The organism is Pseudomonas sp. GW821-FHT07G10, assembly GCF_059418545.1.
On record NZ_JBWKQB010000029.1, the window covers coordinates 1 to 18,616 of the forward strand.

The window sequence follows — 18,616 nt, forward strand, 5'->3', positions numbered from 1 at the left end:
CCTGGACGCTCCGCGTCCATGTGACGCAGAGCGTCACCGGGATGCGTTACCACGCAGGAGCGTGGGAACGATCAAACCTCCTTCGCGAGCAAGCTCGATCCTACACAGAAATTGCTCCATCAAGGGGCGACCGTTTGCTCACCCCCTTTTTTGTCTGCGTTCGATCGTTCCCACTCTGCATGGGAACGATCGTCTATGGAAAACCCCAAAAAAAGCCCCGCGACCGAATGAGGCGCGGGGCTGAAAAATGGCTGGTTGCGGCCAACCAAAGAAGCGTTTGAATCAGTTACTGCTGGCAACCGTCTCTGGCTGCCAGCCGCCGCCGAGGGCTTTGTAGATGGCGACGATGCCGCGGTACAGATCGACTTCGGCCTGGGCCTGGGAATCTTCGGCCGCCAGACGTTCGCGTTGAGCGTCGAGCAACACGAGGAAGTCCGCAGTGCCTTCGCGGTAGCGAATTTCCGCCAGGTCGGCAGCAGCGCGGCTTGATTCGCTCTGACGAATCAACGAAATCAGGCGCTGCTGACGTTTGCCGTAATCACTGAAGGCATTTTCCGATTCTTCCAGTGCCAACAGCACTTGTTGCTCATAGGTCGCCAGCGCGCCTTCGGCTTGAGCATTGGCACCGCGCAAGCGAGCCCGCACACTGCCCAGGTCGAACGCTGCCCAAGTGATGCTTGGGCCCAGCGCCCAGGCGTTGGCGGCCGAAGAACCGATCTGCGAGCCACGTCCGGCAGTGAAACCGAGGAAACCGCTCAAGCTGACCTTGGGAAACAAGTCGGCCTTGGCCACACCGATTCGCGCCGTCGCTGCCGCCAGTTTGCGCTCGGCGCTGAGGATGTCTGGACGGCGTTGCAGCAACTCACCCGGATCGCCAATCGGCAATGCCTTGGCAATCGCCGGCAGATTCGCCGGGCTGAGGTCCACGCTCAGTTTGTCCGGGCGCTCACCGAGCAGGGTGGCGATGCGATTACGCTCGCGCACTTGCTCGGCTTGCAATTGCGGCACGCTGGCTTCGACCGCCGCGAGGCGGGCATCGGCACGCACCACATCGAGCTGGTCACCGACACCGACGTCACGCAGGCTTTCGGTGATTTTGCGCGAGTCCTGCTGGTTCTTCAGGTTGGCCAGCGCGATCTTTTCCCGCAGTTGCGCGCCGCGCAGTTGCCCGTAGGCATCCACCAACTCGGCAATCATGGTGACTTGCAGTTGGTAGAGATCGGCGGCGGCCACTTGGGTGTCGGCATCGCTGGCTTCCAGATTGCGCTGGATACGTCCGAACAAGTCCAGCTCCCAGGCCATGTCCAGGCCCAGATCGTAGCGTTCGGTGTGCACGCGCTTTTCAGTGATGCCAGGTTGCTGAGCCGTGCCTAGATTACTGCTGGCGCGGCTGGTGATGGTCGGCATGGCGTCATCGCTGACGTCATCGCGGATCGCTCGAGCCGCTTTCAAGCGGGCAAAGGCCACACGCAACTCACGGTTGCCCTGCAAGGATCGAGTCACCAACTGGTTGAGGGTCGGATCATCGAACTGTTGCCACCAGATGCCTTCGAAACGCGCACGGTCGAAGTTCTTCTGACCGGCAGCGCCATCGGTGGCGGCCGTGATGTTGGCCGGCTCCGTGGCAGGGGTCTTATAGTCCGGGCCCACGGCACAGGCGCTCAAGGCTAGTGCCAGCAAGCTCGGCAGGAAGGCTTTCAGGCTCATTGTTGCTCCTCCAGTTTCAGGGCCTTGGCCGCTTTGCGTGCTTCGCCGCGCTCCACAAAACGGCGGATCAATACGTAGAACACCGGTGTCAGCAACAGACCGAAGAAGGTCACCCCGAGCATCCCGGAGAACACCGCCACACCCATGGCGTGACGCATTTCCGCACCGGCACCGCTGGAGTAGACCAATGGCACCACACCCATGATGAAGGCAAACGAGGTCATCAGGATCGGCCGCAGACGCAGACGGCAGGCTTCCAGTACCGCACTGAGCGGGTCCAGTCCTTCCTCTTGCTTATCCTTGGCGAACTCGACGATCAGAATCGCGTTCTTACAGGCCAGTCCCACCAGTACGATCAAGCCGATCTGGGTGAAGATGTTGTTGTCGCCACCCGAAGCAATCACACCGGTGATGGCCGAGAGCAGGGTCATCGGTACGATCAGGATCACCGCCAGTGGCAGGCTCCAGCTCTCGTATTGTGCGGCCAGTACCAGAAACGCCAGCAGCACGCAGAGCGGGAACACGAACAGCGCGGTGTTACCCGAGAGAATCTGCTGGTAGGTCAGGTCGGTCCATTCGTAGGTCATGCCGTTAGGCAATTCGTCCTTGAGCAGTTTCTCGATTGCTTTTTGGGCTTGGCCGGAGCTGTAGCCAGGGGCTGCGGCACCGTTGATTTCAGCGGTGATAAAGCCGTTGTAATGCATTACGCGGTCCGGGCCCGAGGTGTCGCTGATCTTGATGAAGGTTGCCAGCGGGATCATCTCGCCTTTGTTGTTGCGCACTTTCAGCTGACCGATCTGCTCAGGCTCGAGGCGGAACTGTTGCTCGGCCTGAACGTTGACCTGATAGGTGCGGCCAAAGCGGTTGAAGTCGTTGGCATACAACGAGCCCAGGTAGATCTGCAGGGTGTCGAAGATGTCGCTGACGGCCACACCATGGGTCTTGGCTTTCTCCCGGTCGATGGCGGCATCGACCTGTGGCACGTTCACGGTATAGCTGGTGAACAGCCCGGCCAGTTCCGGCACGCTGCGGCTTTTGTTGATGATGTTCATGGTTTCTTTGAACAGCTCGTCATACCCCAGGTTGCCACGGTCTTCGATCTGCAGGCGGAAACCACCGATGGTGCCCAGGCCCTGTACTGGCGGCGGAGGGAAGATCGCCATGTAGGCTTCCTGAATCCCGGCGTACTGGCCGTTCAAGGCACCGGCAATGGCACCGGCCGATTGGCTCGGGTCCTTGCGCTGATCGAACGGTTTCAGGGTGACGAACACAATGCCGGCGTTAGGGCTGTTGGTGAAACCGTTGATCGACAGACCCGGGAAGGCCACTGCACTTTCCACGCCGGGCTGTTTCAGGGCCAGGTCGGACATGCGTTTGATCACATCCTCGGTACGGTCCAGGCTCGCTGCATCCGGCAGTTGGGCGAAGGCCACCAGGTATTGTTTGTCCTGGCCCGGCACGAAACCGGTCGGTGTGCTGGAGAAACCGAGGAACGTCAGCGCCATCAGGCCGGCGTACAGCAGCAGGGCAATACCGCTGCTGCGGATCACGCGGCTCACGGTGCCTACATAACCATGGCTGGCACGATCAAAGAAGCGGTTGAACGGACGGAACAGCCAGCCACCGAAGATCCCGTCGAGGACCTTCGAGAAGCGGTCCTTGGGCGCATCATGGCTTTTGAGCAATACCGCAGCCAATGCTGGCGACAGCGTCAGCGAGTTGAAGGCCGAGATCACCGTGGAGATCGCAATGGTCAACGCGAACTGCTTGTAGAACTGCCCGGTCAACCCGGAGATGAAGGCGGCCGGAATAAACACCGCACACAGTACCAGCGCGGTGGCGATGATCGGGCCGGTCACTTCACGCATGGCGCGCTTGGTCGCTTCGACCGGTGTCAGGCCCAGGCCGATGTTTCGTTCGACGTTTTCCACCACCACGATGGCGTCGTCAACGACGATACCGATGGCCAGTACCAGTCCGAACAACGACAGCGCGTTCAGCGAGAAGCCGAACAGGTGCATCACCGCGAACGTACCGATCAGCGATACTGGCACTGCCACCAACGGAATGATCGAGGCGCGCCAGGTTTGCAGGAACAGGATCACCACCAGCACGACCAGAATCAGTGCTTCGAACAGCGTGTGCACCACAGCCTCGATAGAACCGCGAACGAAAATCGTCGGGTCATACACGATGCTGAAATCCATGCCTTCAGGGAAGTTCTTCTTCAGCTCGGCCATTTTCGCCCGAACTTCGTTGGAGATCTCGATAGCGTTTGAGCCCGGGCGCTGGAAGATCGGGATCGCCACGGCCGGTTGGTTGTTCAGCAAGGAACGCAAGGCGTATTGGCTCGAGCCCAACTCGACGCGAGCGATGTCTTTGAGGCGGGTGATTTCACCGTTTTCGCCGGAGCGAATAATGATGTTCTCGAACTCTTCCTCGGTGACCAGACGACCTTGGGTATTGACCGAGAGCTGGAACGCGGTGGCGTTCGGTGCAGGCGGCGCACCCAGGGCACCCGCGGCAACCTGACGGTTCTGTTCGCGAATCGCGTTGACCACATCGGTCGCGGTCAGGTTACGCGAAGCGGTCTTGTTCGGATCGAGCCAGACCCGCAGCGAGTAGTCGCCCATACCGAACAGCTGCACGTCACCCACACCGCCCAGACGCGCCAGCTCATCCTTGATGTTGAGCAGGGCGTAGTTGGACAGGTAGAGCATGTCGTAGCGTTTGTCCGGCGAGGTCAGGTGCACAACCATGGTCAGGTCGGGCGAGGCCTTGTCCACCGTGATGCCGATCCGGGTCACTTCTGCGGGCAGCTTGGGCTCGGAACGGGTGACGCGGTTCTGCACCTGCACCTGAGCGTTGTCCAGGTCGGTGCCCAGAGCAAAGGTGATGGTCAGGGTGATCTTGCCGTCAGCGGTGGACTGCGAGGACATGTACAGCATGTTCTCGACGCCGGTGATGGCCTGCTCCAAGGGAGCGGCCACGGTTTCACCGATGACTTTAGGGTTGGCACCCGGGAAGTTGGCGCGCACCACCACGGTCGGCGGTACCACTTCCGGGTATTCACTGATCGGTAACTGGAACAGCGAGATGGCGCCGGCGATCAGGATCAGCAGCGAAAGCACCGCTGCGAAGATCGGCCGTGAGATGAAGAATTGGGAAAAATTCATCGGAGTTGTCTCCCCTTAACCGCGTGGAGTCGCAGCGCTGGCCAGTTTCACCGCTACGCCAGTTGTGCTCTTGGCGGGCGCGACTTGGGGCAGGTTGCTGGCTTCCAGTGCTTGTCGTTGTTGCGCCAAAGCGGCGAGGGTTTCGTTGCTGGCCATGGGGATCACTTCAGGGGCGACCGGTGAACCCGGACGTACCCGCTGCAAGCCCTTGACGATGATGGTGTCGTCTTTGTTCAGGCCGCTGCGCACGATACGCAAGCCTTCGATTTTCGGACCCAGCTCGACCGCGCGATAGGCCGACTTGTTGTCGGCATCCATCACCAGCACGAACTTCTTGCCCAGATCAGTACCGACCGCTTCGTCGTTGATCAGCACAGCGGAGTAGGTACCGCTGCCCACCAGTTTCAGACGGGCATACAAGCCAGGGGTGAATTCGCCTTTGCTGTTGTCGAAGACGGCACGACCACGGATGGTGCCGGTTTTCGGATTGACCTGGTTGTCGACGAAATTCATCTGACCCTGGTGCGGGTTGCCGTCCTCATTGGACAGGCCGAGGTAAACCGGAGTGGTTTGACCGCGTTGGCCCTGGCGGGCGAGTTGGGTGTATTTGAGGAATACACGCTCATCGGCGTCGAAGTAGGCGTAGACCTTGTCGGTGGACACCACGCTGGTCAGGGCCGTTGTGTCGGCGGTCACCAGGTTGCCGGCGGTGATTTGCGCACGGCTGACGCGCCCGCTGATGGGCGAGATCACGCGGGTGAAACTCAGGTTCAGCTTGGCGACGTCCAGTTGCGCTTGAATTGCCGCGACGCCGGCGCGGGCTTCTTGCGCGGCGCTGGTGCGCGAGTCAGCCAGTTCGGCGGAGATCGCGTTGCTGGTCCGCAGGCGCTCGCCACGCTGGGCTTCGTTTTCACTGCGGGTGGCATTGGCGCGGGCCTGTGCAACTTGAGCTTCGAGGCGGCGGACTTCAGCCTGGAACGGCCGAGGGTCGATCTGGAACAGCAGGTCGCCTTTCTTGACCAGTGCACCTTCGATAAAGGCTACTTCATCGATCTGGCCGGACACCCGAGGACGGATTTCCACGGTTTCCGGTGCTTCGAGGCGACCGGTGAATTCGTCCCACTCGTTGACCGGTTGTTCCAGCACCTTGGCCACGCTGACCTTGGCTGCTGGCATGCTGGCGGCAGTGTTTGGCGTCTTGCCGCAGGCGCTCATCACCAGCAAGGCCAGAACGGCCAAGGGGAAGCGCATATGTTTGAGTGACTGTTCCATGAGTGCATCCGCCAATGTATTGAGATGGGCGGATAATGCTCGGCGTGGTTGTATCGCACGAATCGAATGAAGCAAAGGTAACTATCATTCGGAATGATATGAGTTCGAAACGAGCCCTCTAGCATGAGGCTTTCGTTAGGCGGCTATCAATCTTTTTGACGACAATTCACTGTTGCAGGGAATGCAAAAGACGAGGTATCGCCTCGTTCCTGTCGCTGGCAGGTTTTCCTCCCGCAGGTTCGTGTAAAGCCCGTAGCGGCATGGCTTGCAGGCGATTAATACCAATGTAGTGCAGCAAAGCTTCGGCCACTGCCGGTTCGGCAGTGACGAAGCCAACCCGCAGCGAGGGCGCCATGCTTTTAGACGTGCTGCCAATATAAATCACCGCTGCAGGTTGTCGAGGGCGGCCAGTGGTGGCTGGTTGTTCTGTATGTCTGGTCCTGAATAAGGTTTACACCTTCTGACCTATCTTCAGAACTAGCCACACAGGCCACTAGACACTACTCCTGTGGGTAACGATTCAAAGGGTGTTGCAGGTGATTCAGCGATCCCAGGGCGCGGTGCGCGAAGGGGCGGGTTTGTAGCGCTGGATCGCGTCGGCGAGTACGCCGGGGTCGAGGCCGTCGTGGTCCACCAGACTTTTTAAACTGGCAATGACAATGCTGTGCTGATCCACCTCAAAGAATGCCCTGAGGTTTTGTCGATTATCGCTGCGGCCAAAACCGTCGGTGCCCAGGGTGGTGTAGGGCGCTTCGAGGTACTGGGCGATCAGTTGGGGCCAGGCGCGGATGTAGTCGGTGGCAGCGATGATTGGCCGCGTGCCGCCCAGGTATTTGTCCAGCTGGCTGCTGCGCCGGGCGCTGGCGTCCAGCCGATTGTCCCGCTCGACCTCACGGGCCTGACGCGCCAGTTCGCTGAAGCTGGTGGCGCTGAACACCTCGCTGTCGATGCTCCAGTCCCGGGCCAGAATCGCGCTGGCTGCAATCACCTCCCGCAGGATGGTTCCTGAGCCCACCAGTCGCAGGCGAATCCGCGACGGCTCGGCGCTGCTGCTCGAATACCGATACAGGCCGCGCAGGATATCGGCATGGCGGGTTTCAGCGATCGACGGCTGGGGGTAGTTTTCGTTCATCACCGCCACGTAGTGGAACTCGTCGCACTGCTCTTCCAGCAGGCGTCGTGCAGCGTGGTCGAGGATCACCGCCAGTTCCCCGGCAAAACACGGATCCCAGGCGCGGCAGTTGGGCACCATCGACGCCATCACCAGGCTGGAACCGTCCTGGTGCTGCAAGCCTTCACCGCCGAGGGTGGTGCGGCCTGCGGTGGCCCCCAGCAAAATGCCCCGGGAGCGCTGATCGGCGGCAGCCCAGATCAAGTCGCCGACCCGTTGGAAACCAAACATCGAGTAGTAGATATACACTGGCAGCATCGGCTCGCCGTGCACCGAATAGGAGGTGGCCGCGGCCACCCAGGACGACAGGGCGCCGGCCTCGGTGATGCCTTCTTCGAGCAATTGGCCGTCCCGGGATTCGCGATAGGACAGGATCGAACCACAGTCTTCCGGTTCATACAACTGCCCGTGGGGCGAATAAATACCGATTTGCCGAAACAGGCTGGCCATGCCAAAGGTGCGCGCCTCATCGGCCACAATGGGTACCACCCGTGGCCCCAGCTGCGGGGCTTTTAGCCAGGCCGTGAGCATGCGCACGGCGGCCATGGTGGTGGACATCTCCTTGCCCTCGCTGTTCAAGGCAAAACCGCCGGCGGCTTCCAGTGGTGGCACCGGGATCTTCGGCGCCTGGCTCTTGCGCGCTGGCAGTGGCCCGCCCAGGGCCTGGCGACGCGCGCGCAGGTAGTGCATTTCCGGGCTGTCTTCGGGCGGGCGATAGAAACGCAGTTGCTCCACGTCCTCGTCCGACAGCGGCAAATGGAAGCGGTCGCGGAAGGTCAGCAGGGCGGCGACATCGAGTTTTTTCGCCTGGTGCGCGGTCATCCGCGACTCACCGGCCGCGCCGATGCCAAAGCCTTTTTTGGTTTTCGCCAGGATCACCGTCGGGCGGCCCTTGCAGGCTTTGGCGGCGGCGAAGGCGGCATACAGTTTTCGAAAATCATGCCCCCCGCGTTTGAGGCCATTGATCTCTTCGGCGCTCATATGCTTCACCAGGCGCTGGACTTGCGGGTCCTTCTGGAAGAAGTGTTCCAGGTTATACGCGCCGTCATGGGCACCGAGGGTCTGGAATTGGCCGTCCGGGGTGGCCGCCAGGCGTTTGAGCAGCACGTTGTCGGTGTCGCGGGCGAACAGCGCATCCCACTCCGAGCCCCACAGCACTTTGATCACGTTCCAGCCGGCACCGGCGAACAGCGCTTCGAGTTCCTGGATGATCTGGCCATTGCCGCGCACCGGGCCGTCAAGGCGTTGCAGGTTGCAGTTGACGATAAAGGTCAGGTTGTCCAGCTGCTCCCGGGCCGCCAGGGACAGGCCGGCGATGGACTCCGGTTCGTCCATCTCGCCATCGCCAAACACGCCCCAGACGTGACGCCCGGCGGTCTGCGCCAGGCCACGGTGCTGCAAATAGCGCATGAACCGCGCCTGATACACCGCACTGATGGGACCGATGCCCATGGAGCCGGTGGGGAACTGCCAGAAGTCCGGCATCAGCCACGGATGGGGGTAGGAGCACAGCCCCGGGCCGTTGATTTCCTGGCGGTAGTTGGCCAGTTGTTCTTCGCTCAGGCGACCTTCGAGAAAGGCCCGGGCGTACACTCCGGGCGCCGAGTGCGGCTGGAAAAACACCAGGTCGGCGTTGCGTTGTCCCGCGTCGCCATCACCGCGGAAAAAGTGCTGGAAGCCCACCTCGAAGATTTCCGCCGCCGAGGCGTAACTGGCGATATGCCCGCCCAGTTCTCCGTAGGCATGGTTGGCCCGGACCACCATGGCCAGGGCGTTCCAGCGCAGCAGACCGGTGATGCGCTCTTCCAGCAGCAAATCACCGGGGTAGGTGCCCTGTTGCTCCAGGGACAGGGTGTTGCGGTAGGCGGAAAACGCCTGGGCATCGCGACTGATGCCGTGCTCGCCAGCGTATTCCTCCAGGCGCTTGAGCAGGTAGCGGGCGCGCTCCGGGCCACAGGCGGCGAGGGTGGAGGCCAGGGCGTCGAGCCATTCCCGGGTTTCCTGCGGGTCCTGGTCTTGCGCACTGAGGTCGCCATCGTTGACGGGGTTATGTGTGGCCATGTTCAACCTCCCTTAAACGCAGGCGTCCAGGGCCTGGGTGACGTCGGCCAGCAGGTCGGCAATGTCTTCCAACCCCACCGACAAGCGCACCAGCCCCTCGGAAATTCCGTGGCGAGCGCGCTCTTCAGGGGTGTAGGTGGAATGGGTCATGCTCGCCGGGTGCTGGGCCAGGGATTCGGCGTCCCCCAGGCTGACCGCGCGGCTGAACAGCTCCAGGGCGTTCATGAAACGCTTACCGGTGACCAGTCCACCCTTGAGTTCGAAGGCGATCATGCCCCCAGGCAATTTCATCTGCCGGGACGCCAGTTCGTATTGGGGGAAGGAGGGCAGGCCGGGGTAAGTCACCCACTCGACGGCCGGGTGGTCCTGCAAATATTGGGCAACCACCTGGGCGTTGCTGCAATGGCGTTCCATGCGCAACGACAGGGTCTTGAGCCCGCGCATCAGCAAAAAGGCGTCCTGGGGCGACATCACCGCGCCGGTCAGATCCTTCAACCCTTGCAGACGAATCCGGTCCGCCAGTACCTGGCTGGCAACCACGATACCGGCGGTGATGTCGCCATGGCCGCTGAGGTACTTGGTGGCCGAATGCACCACCACGTCGGCGCCCATGTCCAGCGGTCGTTGCAGGTAGGGGGTGCAGTAGGTGTTATCCACCACCAGGGTGACATCCCGGTGTTCACCGGCGATTTCGGCCACCGCCGTGATGTCGACCAACTGCATGTTCGGGTTGGCCGGGGATTCGAAATAGATCATGCGCGTGGCAGGACCGATGGCATCGCGCAGCTCGGCCAGGTTGGACATGTCGACATGGCGCACCTTGACGCCAAACTCGCCGATACCGTGGTGCAGCAGGGCGAAGGTGCAACCGTACAGGGTACGGTTGACGATGATCTCGTCACCGGGGCGCAGCAGGGTCCAGAAGGTCGCGGCAATGGCGCCCATGCCGGAGCTGAAGGCCACCGCCGCTTCGCCGTTTTCCAGGGTCGCCATGCGCGACTCCAGCAGCGCCAGGGTAGGGTTGGAAATACGCGTGTAAAAATGCCCGCGTTCTTCGCCGGCAAAACAGCCGGCGCCGTATTCGGCGGTGGCGAAGGCGAAGGTGGAAGTGAGGTAAATCGGTGGAATCAGTGCGCCGTTGTTGTCCAGCGGGTTGTAGCCGTGATGGATCGCACGGGTGGAAAAGCCAAGGTCATTGTTTTTATTGTTCATGGTGAACGCTCCCGGATTTCCTACAATGCTATGCTCAATTTCAACGCGATAAATTCCAAACTGGCCCATGAATAACGGGTAATTTGGAATAATTACCCATAAAAACAAGATAGAGAGGCAAGACATGCCTGTTGGCCTGGATCGTACCGACAAAGCCCTACTCATCGCCCTGCAAGGCAATGCCCGACTGACCATCGCCGAACTGGCCGACAGCGTCGCCCTGACCACCTCGCCGTGCTGGCGGCGGGTCAAGATCCTCGAAGAAAACGGGGTGATTAGCGGCTACCAGGCGATTCTTTCGCCCAAGGCCCTCGGCTACGGTGTCACCGCGTTTGTCAGCGTGATGATGGAATCCCACTCCCAGGACACGGCCAGAACCTTCGAACAGCGCCTGCTGGAAATCCCGGAAATCGTCGCCTGCCACAACGTGTCGGGGCGCTATGATTTCCTGCTGGAAGTGGTGGCCAAGGACCTGGAGTCCTTCGGCGAGTTTGCCCGAGAGGTGCTGCAAACCTTGCCGGCGGTCAAAGAGATCTACTCCAGTTTTTCGTTTAAATCGGTCAAGCCGTCGCGGGTGATCCCGGTGCTTGCTGCTGCGAATTAACCAAAGCGTCACTCAATAGAGTGGCGTTTTTGTTTGTGCGCGATTTATGCCTGGCGTCCGGTTTCTCGTCTGATCCGCTTCATGGCAACGCATTGCCTCAATGCGGCGGGAGGGTTGGAATTCACAAGTCACCTGAGGCATAGGTACCAAGGGAGAGAGTCTCATCCGGTCGCGTCTTGCCGCCAGCGGGTTCGGCGCCTAATGTTAAGAAGCGGGCACCAGGCAAGGGAGGAGGTCGTATGCGCTGCGCAAACTGCGGATTCGAGAATCCCTCCGGGGCCAGCTTCTGTGAAGCGTGCGGCACCAGGCTGTTTCGCAGCTGTCCGCGTTGTGGCCACGAGGCGGGCCTTGGCGCCAAATTCTGCAGTGAATGCGGCGCACCGCTAACCGATGCACCTGCTGCGCCATCACCGCGCCCCATGCCTGCTTCAGGGCCTTCTCCAGCGCCCATTCATTACACACCCCATTACCTTGCCGAGCGCATCCGCGCCGAACAGGCGGCCATGGAAGCCCGGGGCGAGACCGCCGGCGAACGCAAGACCATCACCGCGCTGTTCGCCGACATGGCCGGCTCCATGGCGCTGATCCACGACCTCGATCCGGAAGAAGCCCAGCGCCTGATCGAGCCTGTCGTCGCGCTGATGATGGAAGCCGTCCACTACTACGAAGGCTACGTGGCCAAGTCGCTGGGCGATGGCATCCTCGCCCTGTTCGGCGCCCCCATCGCCCATGAGGACCATCCGCAGCGGGCGCTGTATGCGGCGCTGCGGATGCAGGAGGCGATACACCGACATGGCGACCGCATTCGTCTGGAGAAAGGCATTTCGTTGCAAATCCGCGTCGGTATCCACACCGGAGAGGTCGTCGTGCGTTCGATCCGCACGGACGATTTGCACACCGATTACGATCCGGTCGGGCACACGATCCATATTGCGTCCCGGATGGAGGGAATCGCCGCGCCATCGTCGATCCTGGTGAGCGAGTCCACCTACAAGCTGGCGGAGGGCTATTTCGAGTTCAAGGCTCTGGGGGCCACCCAGGTCAAAGGCATCCCCGAGCCGCTCGTCGTGTACGAGGTGCAGGGTATCGGCGCGCTGCGCACGCGCCTGCAACTGGCGGCACATCGCGGGCTGGCCAGGTTCGTCGGCCGCCAGGTCGAGCTGGATCACCTGCATCAGGCACTTGATCAGGCCAAGGCGGGCCACGGGCAGGTTGTCGCGGTGGTAGGCGAGGCCGGGGTCGGGAAGTCGCGGCTGTTCCATGAGTTCAAGGAACGCTCGCGGCGCGGCTGTCTGGTGCTGGAGACATTCTCGGTGTCGCACGGCAAGGCCTTTGCCTATTTTCCGCTCATCGAGCTGCTGAAAAACTACTTTCAGATCACTGCCCTGGACGACGAACGGCGGTGCCGGGAAAAGGTCATGGGCAAGGCCCTGACGCTCGAGCGCAGTTTCGAGGAGCTCGTGCCCTACCTGCTCTATCTGCTGGGTATCGGCGAACGCAGTTCGGCGCTCGCGGAAATGGATCCGCAGATCCGGCGTGATCGCATATTCGACGCGATTACGCAGCTTCTGGCGCGCGAGAGTCGCGATCAGCCGATCGAACTGCTGTTCGAGGACCTGCAATGGCTGGACCGCGAGACCGAAGCATTCCTCGCGTGCCTCATCGACCGCGTGGCGAGTGCGCCGATCCTGCTCCTGGTGAACTATCGGCCCGAGTATCAGCCTGCTTGGACGCGCGCGGGTCATTGCAGCCTGCTGCGGCTCGAACCGCTGGGCCCGGCCGAAGCCCAGGGACTGCTCGCGGCCCTGCTTGGGGACGATCCCACCCTCGTCCCCCTCAAACAGCTCATCCTGGAGAAGACCGAGGGCAACCCTTTCTTCATGGAGGAAGTGGTGCAAACGCTGGTCGAGGAGAAATCGCTGCTCGGCGAACCCGGCCGTTACCGGATCGAGCAAACTCCGGCTGCGCTGCATATTCCCACCACCGTGCAGGGTGTGCTCGCCGCCCGTATCGACCGGCTCCCGGTTGCGCAGAAGGAATTGCTGCAGACGCTCGCCGTCATCGGCAAGGAGTTTGCGTTCAGTCTGATCCAGCGCATCTGTGAGGGCGCGCGGATGGACGACGATTTGCGTGATCTGCTGGCCCGACTGGAGGCCGCGGAGTTCATTTACCAGCGGCCTGCATTTCCGGAGGTGGAGTATTCGTTCAAGCATGCGCTGACCCAGGAGGTCGCGGGCCACTCGCTACTCACGGAGCGGCGCAGCGCACTGCACGAACGCACAGCGCAGGCCATTGAGGCACTGTTCCCCGCCCGCATCGCGGATTACAGCAGCGAACTGGCGCACCACTACAGGCTGAGCGGCAATGTTCCGAAGGCCGTGGAATACCTGCAGCGTACCGGGCAACAGGCCCTCCAGCATTGCGCCCATCTCGATGCGATGCGTCATCTCGGCGCGGCGCTGGAATTGCTCGAGCATTTGCCCGACACGCCCGCGCGCGCTCATCAGGAACTGACGTTGCTGCTCTGCCTGGGGCCGGCCTTGATGGCCGTGCGCGGCTATGGTGCGCCCGAGGTGGAGGCCACCTACACCCGTGCACTGGCGCTATGTGCGCAAGTAGGCGACGACGCGCTTTTCCCTGCGCTGCTGGGGTTGCGGATGTACTACGAGTTGCGTGCGCAATACTCAACTGCATGCGAACTGGGTGAGCGATTGCTCAGTGTTGCGCAAACTGCGCAGAATCCGGACTTGCTCGTGGGAGCCCATGCCGCACTCGGGGCGACATTGCTTTTCCAGGGTGATCTGCGCAATGCCCTTGAACACCTGGAGCGGGCGCGTGACCTCTACAACCCGGACCGTCATCACACATATGCCATTACGTACGGCATGGATCCGGGCTACACCCTGACATTTTCGGCCTGGTGCCTTTGGTTCTTGGGTTTCCCCGATCAGGCAAGCACGCGCAGCCGGGATGCCCTTGCTCTGGCCAACAAGATTTGCGACCCGTTCAGCCTGGCCTTCACCCTGTCTGCTACGTCGATACTGGGACAGTTTCAGCACGACGTACGACTCGCCGAAGAGTGTGCTGATGCCGCCATCAAGCTTTCACTCGAACAAGGGTTTCCGTTTTATTTGGCGTGGGGAAATATTCTCCAGGGTTGGGCTCGCGCCGAGCAGGGAAACGTTGACGAAGGAATCGCTCAGATAACCCAGAGTATCGCCACTTACCAGGCAGCCGGAGCAGAGCTTGGATGTTCTTATTTTCTGGCCCTGCTGGCCACAGCTCACGGACGCGCCGGGCAACCGCAGGCTGGACTGGATGCCGTGACCGACGCTCTGGCGATGGTGAACCGAACAGGTGAGCGCTTTTACGAAGCAGAACTGTACCGGCTCAAGGGAGTTCTTACCCTCCAATGTCCGGGCGAAGACGGACAGGATTCTTCCGTGCAGCAGCAAGCGCAAGCATGCTTTCAAAAGGCGATCTCGATCGCTCGACTACAAGGGGCAAAGTCACTCGAGCTACGAGCCACAGTGAGCCTTGCTCAGCTATGGGAAACACGAGACAAGGAGGCGGCCAGGCAGATGCTGGCCGACATCTATAGTTTCTTCACCGAAGGCTTTGACAGCGTTGATTTGCTACAAGCCAAGGCGCTGCTCGATGCATGAATACCAGGCGGGGTGAACGATCGATGACGCATGGCGCGCAATGGAGCATCGGCGTGTCGCCGGCGAGTGCGTGACGAGGAGAGGCGCCGCAACAAGTTCTCGATTCGACTCAGCACCGACGAGGAGATCAAGAATGACCACGAAGAACGCAAAGCCTCGGGGCGGTGACGAGCGTAAGCCGGTCGCGCTGGCTTTGCAGGGCGGCGGGATGCACGGTGCGTTCACCTGGGGCGTGCTCGATCGGTTGCTCGAGGACGGCAGGCTGGCCATTGAAGGGGTGAGCGCAACCAGTGCCGGCGCGATGAATGCCGTCGTGCTGGCCTACGGCATGCTGCAGGGTGACGAGGCCGGCGCACGCCAGGCGCTGCACGATTTCTGGTACGCCGTGGCGCAATCCGCCGAGCGTCATAACCCGTTGCGCTGGATGCCATGGCTGAAAGGGACCCACAGCTTCGGACTGGACCATTCGCCCATGTATGCGTTCGCGGACATGGCGCTTCGTATCTTCTCGCCTTACCAGTTCAATCGCCACAACTTGAATCCGCTGCGGGAGGTGCTGGAGAGTCAGATCGATTTCGCCGCCTTGCGAAAGCAATGCCCGCTCCACCTCTATCTGTGCGCGACCAATGTCGAGACGGGGAAGATACGCATCTTCTCGGGCGAGGACGTCTGCGCCGAGGCAGTGCTGGCTTCGGCCTGTGTGCCGACATTGTTCCAGGCGATCACGATCGACGGCCAGCACTACTGGGATGGCGGTTATATGGGAAACCCGGCCATTTTCCCGTTGATCTACCACTGCAATACGCGCGATGTAGTGATCGTCCACATCAACCCGCTCGTCCGCCCGGGCGTGCCCATTACAGCTGTCGACATCCTCAACCGCATCAATGAAATCAGCTTCAACTCGTCGCTGATGCGTGAGATGCGCACCATCGCCTTCGTCACCGACCTCATCCAGCAAGGCAAGGTCGATCGCGACGAGATGAAAGAGATGCTGATCCACTCCATTCGGTCCGACGAGGCGATGTGCGCGCTCAGCGTGTCCAGCAAGTACAACGCGGGCTGGGACTTCCTTTGCGGACTGCGCGACAACGGACGATGCGAGGCCGAGGCGTGGCTCACGGAGAACTACCGGAATATTGGCGAACGGTCGAGTATCGACATCCGAAAGGAATTTCTTTGAACGCCGCCATGAGACTGGAAAAGGTGGCTGGCGTCGGCACGATCGGTCGCGCGATGTGCAGCGGTGCTGCGTCGCCGCGCTCGCCTGAATGAGCGAAAGGGGCGGGGGATGAGCCAGACGCAAGCGCGCCTCATCTCACTGTGGTCATGCAGCGGCGGCATCCGGCGATAAAATTGACTCTGCCGCGCGGATGAGCTGTATTTTTGTATCTTGTATTGATGAGAAACAATCGTGCTAAGCTGATTGGCGAATTATTGGAGAGCACTCTGACGAAGCTTCGATCGGTAACAGGGTGTCAGCGGTGCGCTCTATATCCCATCATCTTCTGGCATGACGTGCCGATGAGTCTTGAGTCGGCCCACTTCGTCGAGATGCCTCCAGAGAAATTGCGCGGCTTCTTCACGCCGATCAGACTCGATGAGGTCGAGCAAATGGATGTGTTCCTGGCATTGCGCCATAAGACGAGTGCGATCGACGTTGGCTTTGTAGCCCATGAATCGTCTGAGTTGATTTTGCTGGCGGATGGCATCGATGAAAAAGACATTTCCGGAGCACTGCACGATCAGTTCGTGAAACTGGGCGCCCACCTGGAACAGTTGGGCACGGGACAAGGTGTGGATATCCCCGTCGAGCATGGCCTGCTGTTGCTGCCTGGCCTTGGCAAACGCGGCATGATTGATCTGATAGCCGGGCTCAAGCAGGGCGGCCGGCTCGATGGCCATACGGAAGCGGTAGCTTTGGATGTGTGTCTGGGCGTTATGCACGAAGTCTTTGAGAACCCATCCTTGCCCCGGCTTGCGCTCCACCATGGCTTCGCTGGCCAGCCTGTTCAATACCTTGAGCAATTGTCCGCGGGGCACTTCGTAACGGCGCAACAGCTGCGCTTCAAAAAAGTGGTCAGGTATTTCGCCGCCAAGTATGTCGTCGACCACGCGAAGGTAAAAGTCTTCGAAAGGATCACTGGCAATAGGGAATGTCGCCTCCCGAATCTGCCCCGCGTCCTGTTTCAGGAAGTAGCCACGATTGGGCTCCTGGATGGCCAGGTCCCACTCGGCGAGCAGGGCAAACACTCGTCGAATGGGCGAGCGCGAAACACCAAGCGCTTGCGCGAACGTCTGCTCGCGCAACGGCTCACCGGCTTTCATCGACCGGGCGCGAACCATGTCGATGACGCGTGGGGCCAACTGCAAGGCGAGGTCTTTCTTGATCACAGGCTCTATCTCGAATGGTTAGCTTCAGCCCGTTCCCGTTGGGGCAGATGCCCTCATCGGACTGGAGATGGAAAATACCATACGAACAGGATGTGGGTACCTGCACAAAGAGCGCTGGCGGACTTGTCGAACAACCTTGTCGAGGCACATGAGCATGAAGGCTCCACGCATTTTTCTGATCCACGCGACCGCACTGGCGATCGATCCCATCACGGCGGCCTTTGCCCGGCTATGGCCGCAGGCACAGATTGTCAATCTGCTCGAAGACTCGTTGTCCCGAGATCGAGTGGAGGAGGGCGGACTAACCACGAGTATGAAGGCGCGCTTTCTGACGCTTTCCCACTACGCAGCACAAAGCGCAGCGGACGCCATTCTTTTTACCTGCTCGGCTTTCGGCGATGCCATCGACCTATGCAAGCCTGACATTTCCATATAGTGCAGTGCTGGAGCTGCGAAGGATGCTCCAGGCTGATGATTTCGTTTCTTTCCAGGATGGATGTTTACCCAATGCTCAAGTTCAATGCTCATCTCGGTTTTCAGTTCAATGAATTGCCTTTTCTGCAGCGAATCGGGGCCGCTGCGGCAGCTGGTTTTCGGGCGGTGGAGTTTCCGTCTCCCTATGAATTCGACGCCAGTCTCCTGGCCGATCACCTGGCTCAATACGCTCTGCCTCTGATTCAGTTCGCCGCACCGGCCGGTGTTACCAAAGGCATTGCTGCCCTGCAAGGCAAGGAAGAAGAGTTTCGCGCTGGCTTGGTCCAGGCCGCCGGCTATGCAAAAGCGCTGGCGTGTTCGAATGTCCACATCATGTCTGGAGTCACGACGCAGGAAGAGGCACCGGTCATCTTCGGGGATAATTTGGAGTATGCAGTCAAGTACTTCGAAGATCAGGGCTTGCGGCCGCTTATCGAAGTGATCAGTTCGCAGGAGGTGCCGGGCTATTACATGTCTGACTTCAGCAAGGCGCAACAGGTGCTGGAGACGTTCCCGAGCGTTGGGCTGATTCTCGATCTTTACCATGCCCAGCTTCTGACCGGCGACGCAGCAGATGTTCTGGCCCGGTTTTATGACAGAACCGTCCATGTGCAAATTGCCGACTGCCCGGGTCGTCACGAACCGGGAACGGGGAGCATCGACTTTGCTGCCTTGTTCGCGGCGCTGGCGCAGCGTGGCTACTCAGGATGGATCGGTTGTGAGTACCGTCCTTCCGGCTCTACCGTTGCGAGCCTCGACTGGATTAAACACCTAAGTGCCTAGTGACCTGTGTGGTTAGTTCTGTTAGTCAACTTCGGCGCCACAAGCCCCTATCCTGCGTTGCTGTTCCTCGCCATAGCGGGCTATGACTCGTCACAGC

At 60.6% G+C, this 18,616-nt stretch carries 11 protein-coding genes and 1 pseudogene; 5 read left to right on the forward strand and 7 right to left on the reverse strand.

Going from position 1 to position 18,616, the window contains the following annotated elements; all coding sequences use genetic code 11:
• Positions 1-282: 282 nt before the first annotated feature.
• The 6 genes from AC07O1_RS24895 to AC07O1_RS24920 form a co-directional block, all read right to left on the reverse strand.
• A complete protein-coding gene (locus tag AC07O1_RS24895) occupies positions 283-1,707 on the reverse strand; it encodes an efflux transporter outer membrane subunit (protein WP_494994847.1) in 1,425 nt (474 codons plus the stop codon).
• Positions 1,704-4,883, reverse strand: coding sequence for an efflux RND transporter permease subunit (locus AC07O1_RS24900; protein WP_495090489.1), 3,180 nt, complete (start codon positions 4,881-4,883; stop codon positions 1,704-1,706). Before AC07O1_RS24900 ends, AC07O1_RS24895 begins: the two co-directional genes overlap by 4 nt.
• A gap of 15 nt (positions 4,884-4,898) precedes the next feature.
• Positions 4,899-6,155, reverse strand: coding sequence for a multidrug efflux RND transporter periplasmic adaptor subunit MexE (mexE, locus tag AC07O1_RS24905; RefSeq protein ID WP_495010866.1), 1,257 nt, complete (start codon positions 6,153-6,155; stop codon positions 4,899-4,901).
• Positions 6,156-6,321: 166 nt separating this feature from the next.
• Positions 6,322-6,510: a hypothetical protein gene (locus AC07O1_RS24910; protein ID WP_495090490.1), complete on the reverse strand. Its 189-nt coding sequence runs from the start codon at positions 6,508-6,510 to the stop codon at positions 6,322-6,324.
• Between the two features lie 186 nt (positions 6,511-6,696).
• Complete coding sequence (mdeB, locus tag AC07O1_RS24915; protein ID WP_495090491.1) at positions 6,697-9,387, reverse strand: alpha-ketoglutarate dehydrogenase; 2,691 nt, start codon at positions 9,385-9,387, stop codon at positions 6,697-6,699.
• A 12-nt stretch (positions 9,388-9,399) separates the two neighbouring features.
• A complete protein-coding gene (locus AC07O1_RS24920; protein ID WP_495090492.1) occupies positions 9,400-10,599 on the reverse strand; it encodes a methionine gamma-lyase in 1,200 nt (399 codons plus the stop codon).
• Between the two features lie 124 nt (positions 10,600-10,723).
• Between AC07O1_RS24920 and AC07O1_RS24925 the strand changes: the two genes are divergently transcribed.
• The 3 genes from AC07O1_RS24925 (at position 10,724) to AC07O1_RS24935 (ending at position 16,051) form a co-directional block, all read left to right on the forward strand.
• On the forward strand, positions 10,724-11,203 hold the full coding sequence (locus tag AC07O1_RS24925; RefSeq protein ID WP_495010864.1) for an Lrp/AsnC family transcriptional regulator: 480 nt from the start codon (positions 10,724-10,726) through the stop codon (positions 11,201-11,203).
• Positions 11,204-11,442: 239 nt separating this feature from the next.
• Positions 11,443-14,868, forward strand: a complete 3,426-nt coding sequence (locus AC07O1_RS24930; RefSeq protein WP_495090493.1) for an adenylate/guanylate cyclase domain-containing protein — start codon at positions 11,443-11,445, stop codon at positions 14,866-14,868.
• Positions 14,869-15,001: 133 nt separating this feature from the next.
• Positions 15,002-16,051: a patatin-like phospholipase family protein gene (locus AC07O1_RS24935; protein WP_494994854.1), complete on the forward strand. Its 1,050-nt coding sequence runs from the start codon at positions 15,002-15,004 to the stop codon at positions 16,049-16,051.
• A gap of 308 nt (positions 16,052-16,359) precedes the next feature.
• On the opposite strand, the gene AC07O1_RS24940 is transcribed toward AC07O1_RS24935, so the two are convergent.
• Positions 16,360-17,262: a GntR family transcriptional regulator gene (locus AC07O1_RS24940; protein ID WP_495090494.1), complete on the reverse strand. Its 903-nt coding sequence runs from the start codon at positions 17,260-17,262 to the stop codon at positions 16,360-16,362.
• A 154-nt stretch (positions 17,263-17,416) separates the two neighbouring features.
• Between AC07O1_RS24940 and AC07O1_RS24945 the strand changes: the two are divergent.
• Positions 17,417-17,695, forward strand: a pseudogene (locus AC07O1_RS24945) (arylsulfatase); the annotation flags it as partial.
• A 74-nt stretch (positions 17,696-17,769) separates the two neighbouring features.
• Positions 17,770-18,519, forward strand: a complete 750-nt coding sequence (locus AC07O1_RS24950) for a hydroxypyruvate isomerase family protein (RefSeq protein ID WP_495090495.1) — start codon at positions 17,770-17,772, stop codon at positions 18,517-18,519.
• The last annotated feature ends 97 nt before the right edge of the window (positions 18,520-18,616 follow it).

Coding starts and splice junctions, on each gene's coding strand:
- AC07O1_RS24895 (WP_494994847.1), bottom strand. CDS start 1,707: ATGAGCCTGAAAGCCTTCCTGCCGAGCTTGCTGGCACTAGCCTTGAGC.
- AC07O1_RS24920 (WP_495090492.1), bottom strand. CDS start 10,599: ATGAACAATAAAAACAATGACCTTGGCTTTTCCACCCGTGCGATCCAT.
- mdeB (WP_495090491.1), bottom strand. CDS start 9,387: ATGGCCACACATAACCCCGTCAACGATGGCGACCTCAGTGCGCAAGAC.
- AC07O1_RS24935 (WP_494994854.1), top strand. CDS start 15,002: ATGACCACGAAGAACGCAAAGCCTCGGGGCGGTGACGAGCGTAAGCCG.
- AC07O1_RS24930 (WP_495090493.1), top strand. CDS start 11,443: ATGCGCTGCGCAAACTGCGGATTCGAGAATCCCTCCGGGGCCAGCTTC.
- AC07O1_RS24910 (WP_495090490.1), bottom strand. CDS start 6,510: ATGGCGCCCTCGCTGCGGGTTGGCTTCGTCACTGCCGAACCGGCAGTG.
- AC07O1_RS24950 (WP_495090495.1), top strand. CDS start 17,770: ATGCTCAAGTTCAATGCTCATCTCGGTTTTCAGTTCAATGAATTGCCT.
- mexE (WP_495010866.1), bottom strand. CDS start 6,155: ATGGAACAGTCACTCAAACATATGCGCTTCCCCTTGGCCGTTCTGGCC.
- AC07O1_RS24925 (WP_495010864.1), top strand. CDS start 10,724: ATGCCTGTTGGCCTGGATCGTACCGACAAAGCCCTACTCATCGCCCTG.
- AC07O1_RS24900 (WP_495090489.1), bottom strand. CDS start 4,883: ATGAATTTTTCCCAATTCTTCATCTCACGGCCGATCTTCGCAGCGGTG.